Below are 16,788 nucleotides of genomic sequence, written 5' to 3'. Positions count from 1 at the left end.
AAGTAATGTGTTTAGAGAAGTTATTGATTAGAAAAATGATCAATTGCTTGAATAGAAAGTTCCAATGATTTTATTCTTCTTTCTAAAAGTGTTCTTTGAGGACTCCCAAGCTTTGACTTATCGTAAATCTTTTCAATTGATGGAAGCAAACCAATCAGAACATTACGAGCTTCTGCTAAATCTTCCTGAGTATAATGATGAGTTTCTTGCTTCCAAACACTTTCTAACATAGCTAAGCCGATACTAGCTGCTTTGAGTCTTTTTTTCACTAAAGTAGTATTTGAGCCCTTTTGAGTCATCTGTGATAAGGCATTTTCAAGTTTACGGATTGTTGACTGTAAAGATTTTATTGATTCCAATTTATCTATTTTTGATACGTTTTCCATGTTAATGTTGTCCCTTCTGCATGTTGACTTATTTTGTTTAAAGCTTGATTTCACTCGAAATATTTTAACATAAATAACTAACTGTATTCGAATTGGACAATATCTTAAAGGAAAACAGCTATTCCTCTCTCCTCCCTGTATCATTCTATTATATGTACTTCTTTCTTCTCATTAGAATTCCTATATAAACTAGTTGTTAATATTGAATGTTTTATGAACAAAAAAACGTACAAGTAATGTAACCTGTACGTTTTTTTGTTCAGTAAGGTAATAGCTTCCTGGTCTTCTCATAACTTATGAAATCTCTATACAAAATGGGATAATTCACAATTTCTGTTTCTAGAAAACGATATTGCAGAAACCACTCAAAAAACGATTTTCTTAACCACTTTATTTGTTGAAACGTAATGTTCTGTTCGTTTCCATTTAGTATAGACTTTAAAGTAGCTGCTGTATGCATCCAATAATGATTAAAATCAGCGTTTATACAATCATCTTCGGTAAATTTACTTTTTAGGTCTCGTTGCAATTTTGCTGTAGCACGATAAGGAAACGGTTTATGAAGTGGACTATGCATTTTCTGCAATTCCTTAAAAATAATTTGTTTTCCTAACTTCAACTTTCTCCTCCTTTATTTCTCTATCCAATTTAATAAGTTTTCATAATGATATTGAGCATCGATATACCCAAGATTATATAGATTAACAAGCTTTTCCTTATTTCTTTCTATTCCGCTTATAGGAAGCTGTACACTTGGCTGAATTACATAAAAATTATCTTTTTGTTCTTCTTGATTCATATAAGATATCGTCTCATTATAAAAACGATAATGGTTTACTAAATTCTCTGCGATTTTCGGATATTTTCTATATAAAATTTTAGCCAGGCCTGAAAATTTATTTCGTTGCTTCTCATATCCTTCTGGCTTTGTCATAATTACAACGTTCTTTTCATAACCATCCTTTTGGGCTTTCAAAACAGGTATAGGGTCTATAATCCCTCCATCTAATAATTTTCGATTATTATATTCTACAGCAGGTGCTATAAACGGCACAGAGCTAGATGCACGAATGATTTTTAAAATATCATTTCCGTGTTCTGCTTTATTATAATAAATGGCTTGTCCTGATTCGCAATCAGTTGTCCCTATAACAAACTGTTCATTACAGTTTAAGAAAGTTTGAAAATCAAATGGTACAATTTTATTAGGTACTTCATCAAATAAAAAATCCATTCCGAATAATTCACGTTTTCGAATTAAGTTTCGATAAGATATATACCTGTAATCTGATACTAGCTCTGTATTTACTTTCTTATTTCTACCTTTTTGACGTGACAAATAGGTTGCTCCCATACAGGCTCCAGCTGATACGCCGACTACATATGGAAAGAATAAGTTCTTTTCCATGAAATATTCGAGTACACCTGCAGTATATAAACCTTTCATTCCTCCGCCCTCTAACACTAAACCAATATTCTTCATGCTATATCCCTCTGCTTCTTTTTTCTTAATTTCATATTAGCATAAGATTTTAAGATGAGGTTATATAAACTAATTACAACAATAACCAGAAACTACTAAAGTAATGTCATAATATCTTTGCGAGTAACATGTTACAATATAAGTAATTCATTCCACATATATTAAAGGAGGAATTTAATATGGGTTTATTTAGCGGTATTTTAGGAAATGCATCAAATACAAGTTCTGAAAGTGTAGAACGTGATTTAGAGAAGATTATGCTAGACGATGAAAAAGTAGAGCATGCTTATAAATTAATTCGTGATCTAATCGTATTTACAAATCGTCGTCTTATTTTAGTAGATAAACAAGGAGTAACTGGCAAAAAAACAGAATACCATTCTATTCCTTATAAAAGTATTACACAATATAGCATCGAAACGGCTGGGCATTTTGATTTAGATGCAGAACTTAAAATTTGGGTGTCTAGTATGGAGGATCCAATTACGAAAGAATTTAAAGGTGACGATAGTATTTTAAGCATTCAAAAAGCGTTAGTAACCTTTACGACAAAGTAGTGGTTTTTGTATTTTTATTCATTTTTAAAATTACTAACCCGAGTATTCTGGAAGAACATACATTATTTTTGTATATTTAATCCGAAATGACATAAAAAGGTAAAGCGTATTTTATATGCTTTACCTTTCTTTTTTGTAATAAATAAGTGTAGTTTTATCATTTAATTTCTTTATTACTTCTGTTCTTTTATACCCCATTTTCTCGTATAGAAAACAATTTCTTTCTTCTTCTAAAATCGTAGCAAGTTCAAAGCTTCGTGCTTCTGGAAACATCTCTTCAATTAAAATAAGTACCTTCTGAGCAATTCCTTTCCCTTGATAGACTGGATGAATAAACATTGGACTGATCCAAAATTTATAAGGTAGTTCTTTTTGGGATATACATATCGCTCCAACAAGTTTCGAATCTATTATCATCTTATAAAAATTACTGCTGGGATTATTTATTCTAAATATAGTTTTTTCAATAGGTTCATTTGCTGGGTTTGTTTCGTAGTCTTTATATTTATGTAATAAAGGGCTAAATGAGTCTATTTGCATTTGAAATAAATCTGTTGCATCACTTTCTGTCGCCTTCTCTAATGTAATCTCCATGTTACCAATTAAGTCGCTTTCTTAACGAGGTAATATGAGCGGTATGATGACGACCATGCCATGCGTATAGTCCTATTGCAACAGCAAGTTTTGTTTCACCAGTTTCAGGATGGTTAAATGTCTTTTCTAAATCTTCAATTTCTAGAGAATATAAAAGGTTAACCCATCTTTTATGTAATGAATCTAGCATTACTAGTGAAACATCTACCGGTAATTTTGAATCGGGTAACTCTGCCCACTTCTCTTCTTTATACGGCTTAATAGTTGGATTCTTTTCTGTCAGTGCTAATTTAAAGCGTATGTAGCTATTCATATGGCTATCAACAACGTGATGAACAACTTGACGGACAGTCCACCCTCCAACGCGATATGGTGTATCTAACTGCTTCTGATCTAAATCTTTAATTGCCTTTGTTAGTTCATTAGGTAAATCTTCAATTTCTTGAATCCATGTATCAATCATTTCTTCAGTTATAGGACGTTTGTATGTAAATTGGCCAATTGGATAACGTAAATCATTCATGAATAAGTCCTCCTTATTATAAGCGCGAAGTATTTCTCCAAATATAGTGTACAAACTTCACATGTTCTCCATGTAATTCTACAGATGTTATATCTGATTCATTTTGATAAGAAGAAAATCCGCTTTTTTCTAGTACAATTTGTGATGCGAGATTATTAGTCGTTGTTTTAGCATGAACTTCAGTAATTTCATTATTTTTCGCTACATCTAAAATTAATTTTACGGCTGCTGTTGCAACTCCTTTTTTAGTAAATTTTTCTCCGACCCGATACCCGAGCGAACTAATTCGAGTTTCCGTATCTATATCTACTAAATTAATTCGCCCTACAATTTCTTTTTCTTTATTACGAATTAAATAAAAATAAGAATCTCCATCCGCTTGTTCTATTAATAAATCGTCTAGTAGTTTTTGGAAATATTCAAATTCAAAATATTTTGAGCCACGATTTGGTACCATTGTTTCAAAAAAAGATTTATTCGTAAGTTCAAACGTAAATAAATCCTTAGCATCTTGTTCCTTTAGTTGCTCTATGTATATTTCCATCCCGTATTCTCCTTCTTGATTTACTAACTGTTATACATTCTTTTTTAATCAATTATATTCCTGCTATTTCTTTCGATTAAGTAATACAGATAGTAACACTTTCGGATGAAAAAGATGAAATGGACTACGAATTAAATTCATCACTCGTACTAACCGAATATAAACATCAGAATTACTTGCAGATAGTCGATATATTTGTTTCGTATACCATAGCTGAAATTTTTGTTTTGTAGTTAATTCTCTCTTTAGTTGCGGGTGACGTGATATTTCTGTTGTTGTCATATCCCAAGGGGTTTCTATTATAGTAGCTGCCTTTTTATAAAATTGTTGTGTAAATGTTTTATCAAGTTGTTTTCTATCTTGCAAAAGTAATTGCAATTGGTGAGCCTCCATAGCAGCAACTGATACGCCTTGGCCGAAAACGGGATCAAAACGACATTGCGCATCTCCAACAACTAATAATCCTTCTGGTACATTATTCACTAAATCAAATCGCCGGCGTACTTGATAAGGAATTTTGTATGTCTTTATATCAGTAATTCCCTCGGCCTTGTTTAGGAAATCTGTAACATTAGAAATTGATAGGTTTTCAGCAAAATCATAAAACTCATCATCTGTTTGTGGTGCTTTCTCGTTTGCGTATCCACTGAAAGTAACAAAATAACGATTATCTTCTATCGTTTGAATAAGAACGCCATAAAGGTTATCAGGGAAACTCGGAGACATTAGCACATTGCAACAGTCTAATTTCTCATTTTCTTTAAGTTTGAACATTTTCGTTGCGTAAAATAAATCAATACGAACTTTCTCTTCTTGTACTTCAATTTCGTATTCTCGTAGCCACTCTATACTTTTTGAGCCAAATCCACTCGCATCAACTACAAGATCCGCATGAACTTCTTCTTGTGTGTTTGTCTCTAGATATTTAACTTTTACTCCACACACTTTGTTAAGCTTTGCATCTACCAATAACCCTTTAACCAATGTTTCATATTTAATAGTAATATTTGAAATTTGATGTATTCGTTTTTGAATATGCCATTCTAGCAAAGGACGACTTTGTTGAATCATATGTACTTCCCCTATGAATGGCTGTTTCCATAAACCAAATTGATGCCATTTTAAATCACGAGTAAAGTTATTTACGATACTACCTGCTTCTATTAATTCATTCGTAATATTAGGAAACAATTCTTCAATTGCGTTTTCTCCACCTTTTAATAACACGTGAGGATGATTACTTTGTGGAACTCTTTTTCTCGAAGACTTTCCATCCCATCTTTCACCAGCTTCTATAATGATTACTTCTTTAAAAGAAGTTGATAATGCTTTTGCTGCAAACTTTCCTGCCATACTTCCACCAATAACGATAGCCTTATTAAACATATTTTCCCCCTTAATAAAAAGAGATCCTGCCTTGTATGAATGAAACAGGATCTTAAACTAATTAACTTCTTTATCATTATACTTAAAATACATCAGTAAATTGCAACATTAAAATTAAAATACCTAATCCCCATACGTAATACGCGAATACTTTTAAGGAGTGACGTTTTAAATATTGAATCATCCATGAAACAGCTATGTATCCAAAAAACGCTGCTGATAACGTTCCGATAATTAAAGATGTACTAGAAATAGATTCTGCTTTCCCTTGAAAAACGTCTATAAATTGCAAAATGATAGCTCCAACAATGGCTGGTGTCGATAGTAAAAAAGAAAAGTAAGCAGCAGTTTCACGGTCTAATTTTCTCCATAATGCAGCGACAATTGTCATTCCAGAACGGGAAATGGCTGGAAAAATAGCAGCAGCTTGAAATGAACCGATAATTAATGCGTCTTTATATGTTATGTCATTCATTTTTTTACGACCATTCTTTTGTTTATCTGCCGTGTAGAGAAAGAATCCGGTCACTAAAAACTCCCAACCGATCGTGATTCCTGTTTTTGAAATATCTTCAAAGAAATCTTTAAACAATAAACCAATTACAACTGCGGGTATTGTCCCAACGATAAGTAATAACATGAGCTTTGAAAATGGGTTTTTAATTAAATATATAAATTCTTTTTTGTAATAAATAAAAACCGCAAGTAAAGTCCCAATATGCAGCATCGTATCTAAAAATAAGCCAGCCTCATCTAATCGGAACAAATGCCTTCCTAAATAAAGATGTCCGGTACTACTGATTGGTAAAAATTCTGTTAAACCTTGAATTATACCTAGTATGAAAGCTTCTAACCAATTCATGATGGTCTCCTTTCTCTTTTGCTTGTACCAATATATGAGGGTTAAATTTTCGATATGAAAAAAACTATATTTCTCTATGAATTTACTTTTCATTTATGGATATATATGTAAAGAGGGTTAAGGAGGGTTATTATGTGGAAGCACACAAAATTCGGTAATGTATTACTTTGGGTGGGCCCTATCCTTGTATTTTTAGGACTATGTATGACAAATGTTATTTCAGATATTCCTTTCTTTGAGGGAAAACATAAAACGGTTGGTATTGTACTTATATTTATAGGTGTAATCTGTTTTGTTGCTGCTAATCATTTGAAAAAAGGAGAAAGATATGAAGAATAAATCTAAATAAAAAACAATCCTGGCATATTAGCTAGGATTGCTTTTTATTAATGTTGATTATTTGTAGAATACTTTATCAACGTTATATTTCGCTTTGTATTCATTAATGATATATGTTTCGTAAATTTCTCTTTCTGTTGGATCTTCTACGATACATGCATCAATGCGGTATACTTCATCACGGTGATTTTTAATTGGTGAAACATTATCTTCAAAATGCTTCTTAATACGTTGTCTAATTTTACGAGCTTTACCTACGAAAAGAAGTTCGTCATTAATATTGTAAAACATAAAAATGCCGCCTTTATCTCTAGGGAACAAGTGGAAATCGATAAATCCATTAATTGGCGTAATGATTGGCTCGTCTCCTTTAATAACTTGTTTACGTTCAGTAATTGAAACATCAGCTTCAGGAATATTAATTTTAATCAAGTTCATTCACGTCCTCTTTTATTATAAAGATAAATAATAGCATACATAAGTAAGAAAAGCTATGTTCAGAGGCATATTTCATTTTATAATTCAAATATTATAGGTGTATCATGTAAACTTTTCTTCCAAATCATATGATCACTGGATTCTCCCCAGTAATCTTTCAATACATAGCTAGGTTTTCCAAACTTTTTTATCCATATACTTTGCGCATTTTTATATCCACTATCTAAACAATATTCTGTTATCCCTCTGCTAAGTAATGTAAGAAACATTGTATGTAATAATAAACTCCCTATTCCCTTTCTCTGATACTCCGGAAGTATGAATACAGTTCCTATTTCATACAAATTTTTAAGTACACCACCTGTACAACTATTAATCAATGTACTTGCTGGACCGATTTCGATTGTTCCAATGATTTTATCGTTACTTGTATCAATTGCTAATAAAAAGTAACGACTTTCTCCGTTACTATCAAAATCACTTTTCAAATACTGCTTTTTTGAGTTAATTTCATTTTCTATGTCATCTAATAATTGTGACAATCCTTCATTTTTGTATGTATTCGTAATAACTATACGGAAAAACAAATATAGTTCATCTACATCATTCAAATTCGGTCTTCTAACTGCAACGTTAGTCATGAATTCAATCTCCAATCCTCATTATGCCATTGTCAATACAACACTTTATATAATCTATTCATCATTATTCTGCAAAAACCTGCATAAATCCAACAGTATAGAAAGCTCATTATAAATATTGATAAAATAATTTTTATGTCCATAGTTGTATGAACAGTAGGACCAAGTACCGGAAAACGGAAAACATCGAGAACGATCATAATACCTATAAGTAGACACGTTGCTGAAAAAGAAACTATCCAAATTCTCCTCTTTAATTTTAAAAAAGATACTCCTAAGGCTAGACCTAATAAGCCTGTAGTAAAAGGAAAAACAATTAGTTCACTGGGCTCAATAATAAATAATAGAAAAATAGTAAGAATATAAGAAACTATTCCCTCACGAATAGAATAGAAAATAGCAAAAAAAATCGGTAATGTCGAAAATGGACTAATGAGCAAACCTATACCAGGAACTAAGTTTCCTGCTGCTTGAAACATGGTGGCCAATGTACTCATCAAAGCTGTAAGTACTAACTTATTCGCAAGGGACAATTTTCTTTTATGAACAAAACTCGTATCATGTTCTATCATCAGTTGATACCAATAACGTACAAACCGATTCATCAATATCTCCCCCTAAAGATGCCTCATTCATTACTTTCTATATTATTCATACACTAGTGGTTTATGAGCTGCTTTCTACTTGTTATGAATTACTATATAATAAAAGACTTTTAGGGGGATAAATTGTGCGTTTTGAAACAAAATAAATTCCTTGGATTATAAACTACAAGTGTATATCGTATCAGGGAATAATTTCAAAAATGGTACCTTTGTTAAAATCAGTTACTTTCATAGAACTGTAAACTCCTAAATATAATTTAGTTTGATCCGAATTTGTTCCTAAACTCATATAATAAGCTGGTTGCGTACCAAAATCATAATTGGTTTCAATAGCATGAAAGTCAGCATGTTTACCATCTGTACCTGCTCTAGTATAGGCTAAAACACCCTTAATTGGAGACTGAGATTCTCCTTTCTTGGCAAGGTCAGTAAAAACAACGCTACCTGTTAAATTTGGAATTGCATTTCCCATATATGGCTGAACTCCTGTAAGTGAAGTTCCTCCAAACTTATCTGTTCTAGAATCTTTATGAAAATAACTAAGTAGAGGCAGAATACGCTTGACTGAAGTTTGTATTGTTTCATCATAATAAACCATTGTTCTCTCATCCAAAGTCTGATTCTCAGAACAATGTCGTATAAAAGAAGTAGGTAAATCCCCTTCCCATCCTCGCCACCCAAAATTGATAACCCCATCTTGATTGGGAGTTAACCTCATAAAATGCATTTGAACAAGTTCTGTAACCGGTATAGGTTTATATTGAATAAATGAAAAAATAGACTCTACAATATCTTGTCCGACATTTCCGGCGTATTTGATATATTGATTATAAAACCTTTGAAATGAAATGCCGGTTATATTACGTACTCCTTTTGCAATTACTGTAAGTGTTTCTTGTATAGATAAAGGAAGTTCATTAAAGCGTGTAACTATAGGAGGGTTATTTATAAATGTATTTTTACTTACATCGATTTCAATTATTTTACCTGCTATTTCTAAATCATCTTGGCTTAAATTAAATGGATCATAACCTGACCCGCCATCTCCATTTGTAAAAACAAGTTTTCCAGTCTCAGGTGAAAAGTTTAAACTATTGACTCCGTTATGATTAAAAAATGGTCTTCTTACATTCAGTAATGTTCGTCGCTTTTGAGCTTGACCATTAGATTGTAAAGTCCATTCTTCTACTGTATCAATGTGATCATATTGCGTATTTCTATTAACCCACTTTAAATTTAGCGTTTTAGGGTCACAAGGATTCGGTTTAAATTGCTCAGAAAATGCACCTGGCCCTTGAGTTCCAGCTACTGAATAATGTAGATAAAATAACCTATTTTGATAAAATTGCGGATGGAACGCAAGTCCTAGCAATCCGCGTTCATCATAACCGCTACTAGAAACACCTTCTTCAAATGTACCTAATTTAATAATTAGGTGACGAATATCTAAAAATGTCTTTATAACTCCGTCCCCTATGTAAAAAATCTCTCCTAATTGGGTTGCGATAAATAGTCTTTCAATCGATTCACCTGGAAGTATCGTTGTTTTCAATACGGTTGGTAAATTTACGTTTTGAACAATGGGTCGTAAACTAACTTTAACTTTTGTCAATTAACTGTACACCCCTTTTTCTTCTTTTTTATAGAAGAATATGATTAGAGTAGTTCTGTTAGTATCAAATAAGTTATATTCCTTTTTATTACAATTTTGTATATAATATAATTATAAATAATATGGGGGACGAACTATGATAATCGTACTACAAATCATCTTACCACTAATTTTCGCAGTCTATTTATTTACCCTCTATCGTAAAGGGACGTATGAATCAGCTTCATTCCTTTTAGCAGTCATGATAGGAATTTTCGGTTTAGAGAATATCTTTCAATATGCTAGTCTAACAGATCATGCTATTTATCCATATTGGGGCAGTTTGAAGGCTGTTGTTATCGTTTTATCAGTCATATTTCTATTTAAAAAAGGTGGTTTAACAGGAAAATATTGATTTTTAATGCGTTACATATTTTCTTGTTAAATTGCTTTTATTTTATAAAAGAAGAAATATTTATGTAAAAACACGAAGAGATGTGTTACATATGTCTATAAATATTATTTCAATAGTATCTATCATAATATGGATTGTGTTAATTACAGAACTTATAAAACTTTCAAAAGAACAGAATGGACGAAAAATAGTAACTTTAGTAACTGCTGGTTCCGCATCAACACTTATTTTGACGGTTTCATTTATTCAAAATATCCCGTTTTGGAATTGATAGTGATATAACTAACAAAAATATGTATAAATAAAAAGATTAGGATTCACTCCTAATCTTTTTATTTTTTGAGGTAACACCACATGCCCAGCAAGCTAAGGTCTTGGAGTAGCCCCTAAACAAAATTTGAAATTTTTCTAAAGTTATTTATGTGAATTTAACTCATTTTCAGGAACATATGTGGTCCTTTTACAATTTGAAGTTCTTTTTAAGCTTCTTATATTTTCTATACGAACGTCTAACAATGTTTAACATAAAATACGGTATTTTAACCGGGAAAGGCAATTTATAAATGAAAGGAAAATAAAAGGTGAAATATGCCTTTTCTAGGTCTCTCCACTTACTATCTTCTTTTGTTTTTAAGAAATCAGATACATCGACTACATATCCCCTTCCTTTTTCCATCATCACATTTTTCCCGTGAACATCACAAGGAGTTAACCCTTGTTCCCTCGCATACTCTAAAGCCTCATTAATATCAAGTATTACTTGCTTAGGAATTTTAATACCCTTATGAATAGCATCGTATAAGGTAATTTCTTTTAAACGTTTCAATACTATGAAATTTTCCCCTTTATATATAAGCTTTGAATAAGAAGGATGATTTCCGATTCTTCGGTATACTTCTGACTCTTTTTCAATTCCTTCTCCTTCTCGCACGTAAACTTTCACTACCCAATCTTTGTATTCTTTGTGCATGAATACTGCGGCATAATTACCTGTTCCTAAACACTTCCAAAGTCTAGGAATATCTTTAACTACTACAGGCTCGAATTCATCCTCACTTCTTATACTTACCTCTTTTAATAATTCGTTATTTATCAATCCCACAAAACTATTTATACTCATCATTCCCACTCCGGTTTTGCTAAAAGGGGGCCCACCCACATTTTAACGAAAATATACACTAAGCGAATTTTAGCATAAAACGAGTCATCTTTCTTCTTAAAATAAAAAGCTAACTCGTTTTATTTAAACTGTTGAATACTTAATATTTATTCCGTTATTCATAGCCAAAAACCGTACGATATAAAAATATTTCTAATTATTTTCATTTTTTCAGAGTCAACTGTATAGGGCTTTTCTTAGTACAAGTTCTCTTAGTAAATTACCTATACAAAATCTATATTACTCTATTTTATAATCTAAAACATTGTTTAGAAGTGTAGCAAGGGTTTGTTAATGGTTCAATTCTTCTTCCACAACTATTTTTGTTAGCAAAAACTTTTATTGTTTTAATAGTCTTTTGTTTAATTCCCACAATGCTGTTTTGTTGCTATCCCATTTCAAAAGCGTTACTGCTTCCTCAAAGCATAACCATTTATAATTAAAGTGTTCTTTAGATAATGATATGTTTTTTGTAGGGACTTTAACTCCAAAAGAAAATTCTTTTATTACATAAACCTCTTCTCCCCAAAGGAATCCTCCAACTACATCCTCTACTGGTAGTGAAGACACAGAATCTAATTGTATATATGGACATTCTCTTGTAATACCAGCCTCTTCAAATGCTTCCCGTTTTGCTGATTCAATAGGAATCTCACCGTCTTCTCCGCCACCAGCTATTCCTTGCCAATAACCATAATCACTTCGGTTAAAAATGGCATATTGAATAGAATCGGCAGTTTTTATATAAGGAAATATCAATACTTGATATGACGCCCTCATTACTTAACCTCCTCTCGAAAATAAGTTTTAAATCAGTATGAATAAAGAGCCGCCATCACAATTCTACATTATTAATGCAGGTTTATAATGTCGGCCCTCTATTTTTAAATAATTTTATTTTTCATAAACAGGCTTACTCTTAACAGAGGAAAAACTGATTATTTCTTGTCGAATTTGTTTAGCATGGTTTTTCCTAAATGTTAGCAGTACCCTATATTATTCAATTGCGCCAGCAACATCATAATCATTTAAATCTAATTCAATCGTTTTTCCGAGCGCTAGTTTAGCAAGTTCCGCTCCTAGATATGGACCAGCTGTTAAACCCGAAGCCCCTAATCCATTCGCAACGAGAATTCCTTCAAAGTTAGGTAGCGGTCCGATAACAGGTAAGAATCCTGGTGTAAATGGTCTGAATCCAACTCTCGTTTCAAGCATTGTAGCATTTTCTAAGCCAGGCGCAACTGTTAATGCCTTATGGAATACTTCATGTAAACCACCTGCTGTTACACGATGATCAAAACCAGTATCATTTTCATGTGTTGCACCAATTACGACATGCCCATTGTCAAACGTTAAAATATATTGATCGTTCGGTGGCATAACAACTGGCATATTTTCTGTGGCTGTATTCTCGATTTGCAAATGAACAATTTGTCCTTTTTGGAATGTAACTAAGAAATTAATTCCTAATGGTTTCAAGATTTCATTCGCCCATGCGCCTGCAGTTACAATAACCTTTTCTGCTAAAATTGTTTCATCGTTTACTGTAACTCCCGTAATATGATTTCCTTCATGGACTAATATAGCATCGCCTTTTATGAAAGTTGCACCATGTTTTTTCGCAGCACTTATTAATGCATTGCGTAATAATCTCCCATTTACTCGTGCAGCACCACTAATATGAACAGAACTATATTCGTCTGATAATGCTGGGAATAATTTTTTTGTTTCTTCAGCTGATAAGCGAGTGATTTCACCAATCTCCGGGGCATCTTCACGTCGTTTATAAGCTCGCTCTTCCATTTGATCTAACTTTTTCTCGTCAGTATGTAAACTAATTGCACCTACACGATTATATCCTGTGTCAGTTTCACCGTCTTCTTCTAATTGCTGAATTAACGAAGAATAGTAACGTGCACCGCCTTTAACAATTTTATACCATGCTTTATTACGACGCTGTGATAACCATGGACATACAATTCCTGCTCCTGCATCAGTTGCTTGCCCTAATTGTTGGCGATCCACGATAGTAACATTCGCACCTGTTTTAGCAAGATGATAAGCAGTAGACGCTCCTAAAATTCCAGATCCAACTACAATATACGATTTCATTTCAAACACCTTTTCTCTTTTGCTAATTATATAAATATAAGAACATTCCTTAGTATAATGGAAGGAATGCTTTTTTCAATGTACTCATCACAATTAATTGTTGCAGCATTGTGACTTCCTTAATCATTATTTTTTCTTCTTACGGAATAATTCAATTGTTTTATAGCCTTGTGAAAGGATTTCTATCATTTTCTCTAGACGTTTTTCACGAGTTTTTTCTTGTTTCACAGAAAAAAGATTACGTGCCCAATCTTTTTGGTATCCAGGCGTTAAACTTTGATAAAACTTAAGTTCATTCGGATGAGTAGCTAATAATGCTTCAACATCTTTAATTCGATCTGCATAATCGGCAACACATTGACTCATAGCAGATGTTTTTGTTGTTTTTTTCTTTTCACGTTTTAAACCAACAACAGTAAAGACTTCATCCATACTTACCATTCGTGCAAATTTAATATCGCTTTCTCCCACATAACCATCTTCTCCAACGTTTAATGCCGGAAACATCTCATCACGGTGAATAAACGTACTATAACGCGCATTACCTTTTTTCGGATATGCGAAGAATACGTAACCTTTTTCAATTAGTAATTCTTCATTACTAATAATAAAATTCGTTTGTTTCACCATTTCATCAAGCGTTTCTACAAATATAAAGATAGCATCGTGTCCTTTTGAGAATGCAGTCTCTTTACCTGTAAAAATGTCATAATCACTTGGTTCGTTAATAACGACCATATTTGTATACTTATTAAGTTTCAATTTATCAATAACTGACATAATAATCTTCCTTTACATTCAAAATTCATTGTACATACTTTTTCGTACTGTTCTAGTGTATTATATGTATTAAGAAAATCAAACTTTAAATCGTATTATTCTGCTGCAAAAGAACATAATTCTTTACTAGATGGGGTGGTTTTATGCCATATGTAATCCGAGATGAAGGGCTAGTTTTACAAGGGGATGATGGAAAAGAACCAATTTTTCATACATATGAAGAAGCTGAGGAAACATTAACTATACCACAGTTTCCAAAACATATTAGAAGAAAACCATTTACACCAAAAATAATAAAGATAGCCGCTTCTGAATAGGAACCGGCTATCTTTATTATTCATAACTTAATAGCAAATAAAGTATATAAAAACTCTTTATATTGATCTTCTGTAATTTCATGCTTAGTTTTTTCCCCATGAATAATTTCGGTTAAACTTGTATTCGTTAATGAAATATGGCCAGAGTTCGTCAACTTTACTGCAATTGGTCCTTTATTAAAAATAGACTTCTCATCTTCTATCACTCTTCTTTGAACATCATTTACTACTATCTCATCAATATTATGTTTATAAAAAGCATGACAAACTTTCCATTCTCCATCAGTATCTATTCTTTCTAAAACATAATTTCCTTTACTCGTATCTTTTCGTCTCACCCGGTACGAACCATTTTTTGAAGAAACAGACTTACCAGTAAAAGGTACAGGAACAAGAGGTACTAACGAAGCTATACCTACATCAATTAAATACTGTACATTATCATAAGTTAAAATAATTGTTATATGGCCATCCTCAAGTGCCCATGCATTTATATCGTTTTTATACACCGTACCTAATGCCAGTTGTACATCATAGCCACAGTCTTTTAAGAAATAGTAAAAAAGAGTATTTAATTCGTAGCAAAGTCCACCACGGGGACTAGTTAAAATTTTCTCTCGTAAGTTTTCCAGAGAGATTTGATTCGTATTTCGTGCTATAACATCTAAATTCTCAAATGGTATAGTATGCGCAAACGAAAAGAGTATGGTAGGTAATTCTTCAAACGTTACATCATTACGTTTTTTTAGATTTAATCTTGTGAAAAGCTGATCTTGTAAACTTGTCATATTTAGCACCCCTTAAAAATTTATAAGTTTAAATAATATATGCTGATTGTAAATTTTAAGGGGCACTGTAACAACGTACATTTCATCTAACTGTACCGGTACAAAAATTACGATTCACATAGGAGGCGTCATTACACATGTTTTTTGTAATCACTTCTTTTTGTGGCAAACCAAAAGCTACGAATATAAATTTAATAGTTTATCTATAGGCAAACTATTACTATCACTTAAATCAACAAAATATTGAAGTTGCCATGTTTGGCTCTTTTTAGCTTGATTACTAACAGTGGTATCCCAAACAGGATAAATTCTCATTGCCATTTTCCCTGTTTGACTTTGTGTTCTCAATATTTTTTCTTTAAGAAGAATCTCTTTAGGAAAAATAAATTGCCCTAGTTTATTATCAGCAATACAAGTGATTACTAATAAATCAGGAGCAGCTTCATAAGAGAAAGCTCTATTTCGCATATTTTCATCTTTCTCCCAAAAAGAAACGAATTGACCAATTTTATTAGGTGTAACTTTTGATTTTCTAAAACGAATGGTTTTGTTATTTAAGTGGAATAAACATCCGGCATATTCTGCGTTTTGCTTTTCTTCTTTTAGATTCGTAATCATTAAGTTGTTAGGTTTGTAAACTATATTATTTAAATTTTGGATTATATTATTAAAATTGTTCAAAAAAACTCCCCCTTTATTCATCTCTTAGTTTACCACAAACATCAGTTCTTCTATATCGTATATAATTATGAACTAAGTGAAATGGGGGAATTTAGCAGAATATAATTATTACTTTAATGTACTTAGTTTTTCAATTGCTTGTTGTTCAGTTGCTAAGTAAAAAATGTCATTCCCTTTATTACATTCATAAATAAAATCCTTTAAGCTTTTACTAGTATACATAGAGAAATCTCCAACAATAGCAATCTTTACCTTGTAGTTTATAAACTTTTGAAGGATATCGCCCGCAAGCCGTGTTTTTAGGTCAAAGAAATCTTCACTTATTAAAGATTTATGGATAATAATATGTTTCGCATCTACCTCATATTGAACTGTTGCCATAGTATCTAATGCAGACTGAACATCCGATATTAATACCTTATCGTTCCTAATGACCGCAATATTGATTCCATCGATTACTACTTTCTTTATTTTCATAGTCCTCCCCCTTTATAATTTACACAGTATGAGTAAAATTGTTTTACAAAACTTCGTATTAATCATAGATTAAATTAACCTCAGCTATTAAAATGGCCTCTATTTTTTGT

Annotated in this window: 24 protein-coding genes; 5 read left to right on the top strand and 19 right to left on the bottom strand. The window is 32.0% G+C overall.

Annotated features, from left to right (window positions below; all coding sequences use genetic code 11):
* Positions 1 to 20: 20 nt before the first annotated feature.
* The 3 genes from ACTFP3_RS20940 to ACTFP3_RS20930 form a co-directional block, all read right to left on the bottom strand.
* Positions 21 to 386, bottom strand: coding sequence for a hypothetical protein (locus ACTFP3_RS20940; RefSeq protein ID WP_000432659.1), 366 nt, complete (start codon positions 384 to 386; stop codon positions 21 to 23).
* 259 nt (positions 387 to 645) lie between these two features.
* On the bottom strand, positions 646 to 1,005 hold the full coding sequence (locus ACTFP3_RS20935; RefSeq protein ID WP_326037012.1) for a YxiJ-like family protein: 360 nt from the start codon (positions 1,003 to 1,005) through the stop codon (positions 646 to 648).
* A 12-nt stretch (positions 1,006 to 1,017) separates the two neighbouring features.
* Positions 1,018 to 1,869: a patatin-like phospholipase family protein gene (locus tag ACTFP3_RS20930; RefSeq protein WP_063536527.1), complete on the bottom strand. Its 852-nt coding sequence runs from the start codon at positions 1,867 to 1,869 to the stop codon at positions 1,018 to 1,020.
* 179 nt (positions 1,870 to 2,048) lie between these two features.
* Here ACTFP3_RS20930 and ACTFP3_RS20925 point away from each other — a divergent pair, with 179 nt between their 5' ends.
* Positions 2,049 to 2,426: a PH domain-containing protein gene (locus tag ACTFP3_RS20925; RefSeq protein ID WP_000522472.1), complete on the top strand. Its 378-nt coding sequence runs from the start codon at positions 2,049 to 2,051 to the stop codon at positions 2,424 to 2,426.
* Between the two features lie 120 nt (positions 2,427 to 2,546).
* On the opposite strand, the gene ACTFP3_RS20920 is transcribed toward ACTFP3_RS20925, so the two are convergent.
* The 5 genes from ACTFP3_RS20920 to ACTFP3_RS20900 all read right to left on the bottom strand — a co-directional run bounded on the left by ACTFP3_RS20920 (position 2,547) and on the right by ACTFP3_RS20900 (position 6,335).
* The gene (locus ACTFP3_RS20920) at positions 2,547 to 3,020 is read right to left on the bottom strand and encodes a GNAT family N-acetyltransferase (RefSeq protein WP_440011121.1); all 474 of its coding nucleotides are present in this window, start codon (positions 3,018 to 3,020) and stop codon (positions 2,547 to 2,549) included.
* 1 nt (position 3,021) lies between these two features.
* Positions 3,022 to 3,543, bottom strand: a complete 522-nt coding sequence (locus tag ACTFP3_RS20915; protein ID WP_000999070.1) for a YfiT family bacillithiol transferase — start codon at positions 3,541 to 3,543, stop codon at positions 3,022 to 3,024.
* A 16-nt stretch (positions 3,544 to 3,559) separates the two neighbouring features.
* Positions 3,560 to 4,087: a GNAT family N-acetyltransferase gene (locus ACTFP3_RS20910; RefSeq protein WP_006929721.1), complete on the bottom strand. Its 528-nt coding sequence runs from the start codon at positions 4,085 to 4,087 to the stop codon at positions 3,560 to 3,562.
* A gap of 63 nt (positions 4,088 to 4,150) precedes the next feature.
* The gene (locus ACTFP3_RS20905) at positions 4,151 to 5,473 is read right to left on the bottom strand and encodes an FAD-dependent oxidoreductase (RefSeq protein ID WP_440011119.1); all 1,323 of its coding nucleotides are present in this window, start codon (positions 5,471 to 5,473) and stop codon (positions 4,151 to 4,153) included.
* A gap of 82 nt (positions 5,474 to 5,555) precedes the next feature.
* Entirely contained in the window at positions 5,556 to 6,335 is a 780-nt protein-coding gene (locus ACTFP3_RS20900) for an undecaprenyl-diphosphate phosphatase (protein WP_006929725.1), read from the bottom strand.
* Positions 6,336 to 6,467: 132 nt separating this feature from the next.
* Between ACTFP3_RS20900 and ACTFP3_RS20895 the strand changes: the two genes are divergently transcribed.
* Positions 6,468 to 6,674 carry a hypothetical protein gene (locus ACTFP3_RS20895; protein WP_000265477.1) on the top strand — a complete coding sequence of 69 codons (207 nt, stop codon included), beginning with the start codon at positions 6,468 to 6,470 and terminating at the stop codon, positions 6,672 to 6,674.
* 57 nt (positions 6,675 to 6,731) lie between these two features.
* On the opposite strand, the gene ACTFP3_RS20890 is transcribed toward ACTFP3_RS20895, so the two are convergent.
* The 4 genes from ACTFP3_RS20890 to ACTFP3_RS20875 all read right to left on the bottom strand — a co-directional run bounded on the left by ACTFP3_RS20890 (position 6,732) and on the right by ACTFP3_RS20875 (position 9,970).
* Positions 6,732 to 7,112 (bottom strand): nucleotide excision repair endonuclease, encoded by a 381-nt coding sequence (locus ACTFP3_RS20890; protein ID WP_001048941.1) that lies wholly within the window; start codon positions 7,110 to 7,112, stop codon positions 6,732 to 6,734.
* Between the two features lie 77 nt (positions 7,113 to 7,189).
* The gene (locus tag ACTFP3_RS20885) at positions 7,190 to 7,753 is read right to left on the bottom strand and encodes a GNAT family N-acetyltransferase (RefSeq protein WP_000185960.1); all 564 of its coding nucleotides are present in this window, start codon (positions 7,751 to 7,753) and stop codon (positions 7,190 to 7,192) included.
* A gap of 32 nt (positions 7,754 to 7,785) precedes the next feature.
* On the bottom strand, positions 7,786 to 8,358 hold the full coding sequence (locus ACTFP3_RS20880) for a hypothetical protein (protein WP_326037008.1): 573 nt from the start codon (positions 8,356 to 8,358) through the stop codon (positions 7,786 to 7,788).
* Positions 8,359 to 8,539: 181 nt separating this feature from the next.
* Entirely contained in the window at positions 8,540 to 9,970 is a 1,431-nt protein-coding gene (locus tag ACTFP3_RS20875; RefSeq protein ID WP_326037007.1) for a PQQ-dependent sugar dehydrogenase, read from the bottom strand.
* Positions 9,971 to 10,106: 136 nt separating this feature from the next.
* Here ACTFP3_RS20875 and ACTFP3_RS20870 point away from each other — a divergent pair, with 136 nt between their 5' ends.
* Entirely contained in the window at positions 10,107 to 10,364 is a 258-nt protein-coding gene (locus ACTFP3_RS20870; protein ID WP_326037006.1) for a hypothetical protein, read from the top strand.
* Between the two features lie 91 nt (positions 10,365 to 10,455).
* Positions 10,456 to 10,635, top strand: coding sequence for a hypothetical protein (locus ACTFP3_RS20865; RefSeq protein WP_326037017.1), 180 nt, complete (start codon positions 10,456 to 10,458; stop codon positions 10,633 to 10,635).
* Positions 10,636 to 10,824: 189 nt separating this feature from the next.
* On the opposite strand, the gene ACTFP3_RS20860 is transcribed toward ACTFP3_RS20865, so the two are convergent.
* From ACTFP3_RS20860 to ACTFP3_RS20845, 4 genes are all read right to left on the bottom strand, one after another.
* Positions 10,825 to 11,493, bottom strand: a complete 669-nt coding sequence (locus ACTFP3_RS20860) for a serine/threonine protein kinase (RefSeq protein ID WP_326037005.1) — start codon at positions 11,491 to 11,493, stop codon at positions 10,825 to 10,827.
* A 369-nt stretch (positions 11,494 to 11,862) separates the two neighbouring features.
* Positions 11,863 to 12,303 (bottom strand): NUDIX hydrolase, encoded by a 441-nt coding sequence (locus ACTFP3_RS20855; RefSeq protein WP_016122617.1) that lies wholly within the window; start codon positions 12,301 to 12,303, stop codon positions 11,863 to 11,865.
* A 216-nt stretch (positions 12,304 to 12,519) separates the two neighbouring features.
* Positions 12,520 to 13,635 carry an NAD(P)/FAD-dependent oxidoreductase gene (locus ACTFP3_RS20850; protein ID WP_086385710.1) on the bottom strand — a complete coding sequence of 372 codons (1,116 nt, stop codon included), beginning with the start codon at positions 13,633 to 13,635 and terminating at the stop codon, positions 12,520 to 12,522.
* A 126-nt stretch (positions 13,636 to 13,761) separates the two neighbouring features.
* A complete protein-coding gene (locus ACTFP3_RS20845) occupies positions 13,762 to 14,415 on the bottom strand; it encodes a YdeI/OmpD-associated family protein (RefSeq protein WP_000110849.1) in 654 nt (217 codons plus the stop codon).
* A 143-nt stretch (positions 14,416 to 14,558) separates the two neighbouring features.
* On the opposite strand from ACTFP3_RS20845, the gene ACTFP3_RS20840 reads away from it, so the two are divergent.
* Positions 14,559 to 14,732: a hypothetical protein gene (locus ACTFP3_RS20840; RefSeq protein ID WP_176265164.1), complete on the top strand. Its 174-nt coding sequence runs from the start codon at positions 14,559 to 14,561 to the stop codon at positions 14,730 to 14,732.
* A 20-nt stretch (positions 14,733 to 14,752) separates the two neighbouring features.
* Here ACTFP3_RS20840 and ACTFP3_RS20835 read toward each other — a convergent pair whose 3' ends face one another.
* The 3 genes from ACTFP3_RS20835 to ACTFP3_RS20825 all read right to left on the bottom strand — a co-directional run bounded on the left by ACTFP3_RS20835 (position 14,753) and on the right by ACTFP3_RS20825 (position 16,678).
* On the bottom strand, positions 14,753 to 15,520 hold the full coding sequence (locus ACTFP3_RS20835; RefSeq protein WP_440011113.1) for an arylamine N-acetyltransferase family protein: 768 nt from the start codon (positions 15,518 to 15,520) through the stop codon (positions 14,753 to 14,755).
* Positions 15,521 to 15,697: 177 nt separating this feature from the next.
* Complete coding sequence (locus tag ACTFP3_RS20830; protein WP_266006090.1) at positions 15,698 to 16,222, bottom strand: MepB family protein; 525 nt, start codon at positions 16,220 to 16,222, stop codon at positions 15,698 to 15,700.
* A gap of 87 nt (positions 16,223 to 16,309) precedes the next feature.
* Positions 16,310 to 16,678: a DUF4180 domain-containing protein gene (locus tag ACTFP3_RS20825; RefSeq protein WP_266006092.1), complete on the bottom strand. Its 369-nt coding sequence runs from the start codon at positions 16,676 to 16,678 to the stop codon at positions 16,310 to 16,312.
* Positions 16,679 to 16,788 lie beyond the last annotated feature (110 nt).

It is taken from the genome of Bacillus cereus group sp. MYBK5-2, assembly GCF_051915685.1.
Lineage (GTDB): Bacteria > Bacillota > Bacilli > Bacillales > Bacillaceae_G > Bacillus_A > Bacillus_A cereus.
The sequence above is the reverse complement of the archived record's forward strand: the minus strand, read 5'-3'. Positions and strand labels throughout refer to the sequence as shown.